This window comes from Dokdonella sp. (assembly GCF_049593775.1).
Lineage (GTDB): Bacteria > Pseudomonadota > Gammaproteobacteria > Xanthomonadales > Rhodanobacteraceae > Dokdonella.
Window position 1 is genome coordinate 1 of the sequence record NZ_JBAWHJ010000054.1, and the last position, 1,850, is coordinate 1,850.

The 1,850-nt window shown below is 60.5% G+C and carries 2 protein-coding genes; both read right to left on the bottom strand.

What is annotated here, in order from left to right; translation table 11 throughout:
* The coding region (locus tag WBP53_RS01995; RefSeq protein ID WP_423925410.1) for a hypothetical protein at positions 1 to 1,068 on the bottom strand (1,068 nt) is incomplete at its 3' end.
* On the bottom strand, positions 1,068 to 1,850 hold a 783-nt coding region (locus WBP53_RS02000; protein WP_423925412.1), incomplete at its 5' end, for a hypothetical protein. The genes WBP53_RS01995 and WBP53_RS02000, both read right to left, overlap by 1 nt.

Below are 1,850 nucleotides of genomic sequence, written 5' to 3' on the forward strand. Positions count from 1 at the left end.
CTTCCGCACGAATGCCTCGTCGAGCCGTATCTCGTCATAGGGTTTGTCTCGCTGCTTGTGCAGTTCGGCCGCCAGCGCACCAAGGGCAAGAAAGTCGGCGTACGGTGCGCCGTAGCCTTCGGCCTTGCCACCATCCCAACGCGTCAGATAGGTCTCGGCCGGCCGAAATTTCTTCTCGCGAAGATCACCCAACACCGATAACTGACGAGAAACAATGACCGTGTCGGGCGAAAGTTCCCTGGACACGGCAGGCGCAGGAGCACCTTCCGGGAATTTCAGAAGCGCACCGACAAAACTTGCCGTTCCAAGCAGCTTCTCGCACTCACGCGTGCACTCGGTGGGACGCTGGACCCAGCCAGCCTTGCCATCAACCACAAGCTTCGACCACGACCCTCGCGTTTCTGCCACTGACAACGCCGAATACCTGGAAACCCGGGCTGCAACGCTGGCACTTGCTGATGGCGATTCCCTCGTCACGTTGCTGGAACGCGCCATGGCCACCAGTGTTGTACCGAACTCCTGTGGCAAGCGAACATGCTGGATCTGCATGCGCGTGGGTGAAACCTTAGCATGGAGTGTTTCACCGCCCATGGCCCGCGGCAGCTTGAGCGACCAGGCAAACGATTCATCTACCAGGGAATCAGGCAGCTGCGCCTGAACATCGATGACGATCGACTTTCCATCACGGCGGACAATGCCCCAGATGGCAAGACTGGCCTTCTGCGCCCGAAGTACGAGATCAACCTTGTCGAAGTAGCTCTGCGGATACTTCCGCGTCGGTTCAAGCGAGCCGTAGTAATTGAGGATACCCAGCGATCGCAGGCCGCTGCGCAACAGCACCTCACGTGCAATCAGGGTCGATATCGAACTGCCAAGGCCGGTCTTGTCCGGATCCTCGAACTCGAAAACGGCGATTCGGAATTCGGCATCAGGCAGATGCAGGAGTGGCACGTCGCCGGCGAGAACACTGTCGATGTCCTTGTTGACGTCAACGCTCACCTCGGCATGGGCGACGGGTGCAGCAGCGATCAGGAAAAGACCGAGTATCGAAACCAGTATGCGGGTCATCACAGCAGCCCCCTGTTCGGCAGCGCGGCCTTGCACTCTTCACGCAAGTCACCGAGAGCCGGAGTCAGTTCGCCCAGCATGCGTTCGGATGCGGCAATCAGGTCGATGCATTCCTGCGGCTTGTCCGAAAGTTTGTAGCCGATGGCCAGGGCCGTGAGTACGGCGGCGTTCGCCTCGGGCGCCAGCCTGGCCATGGTCGGATCGTCCAGATCGACATTGGTGCTGGTCGCGGTCAGCGGCACGAGCATGACGCCGTGTCCGTCTGCGACTGCAATCTGCACCTTGACCTTGACCGGATCGGGGCTGGTCACGAATCCACCGACATAGGCATCCGCACCCATCAGTTGCGCGTACTTGCCGTAGCGCTCCGGTACCTTTGGCTGGGCCGAACTGCAGGGGAAGACGCCAGGCTGCCTTGTTGCCACAAAGTTGGCTTTCTGGATCTGGGTGAGCAGGTCGTAGCGCAAGGTATCGGCTATGCGTGCTGAAAGATCCGGATCCGGCCTGCCCGGTGCCGGGCGGAAAAATCCCACTACAACGGCCGGCCTGGCCTTCTGGATACACGATGCGACGCCCTCGGGCAGCATGTTCAGTGCGTAGCTGTCTTGCGTGGGCCTGCCCTTGTCAATTTCGATGGTACGAGACACGGTGCGAAACCCTTCCAGGCTGGCTGACAACTCCAGTGACTGGCAACCGGGGCCCGCAGGCGCCGGGAACTGCACCGGGACGCGACCGGCTTCATCTGTCAGCACGTTTGTCTTGACCTCGGCGCCGAATGCGAC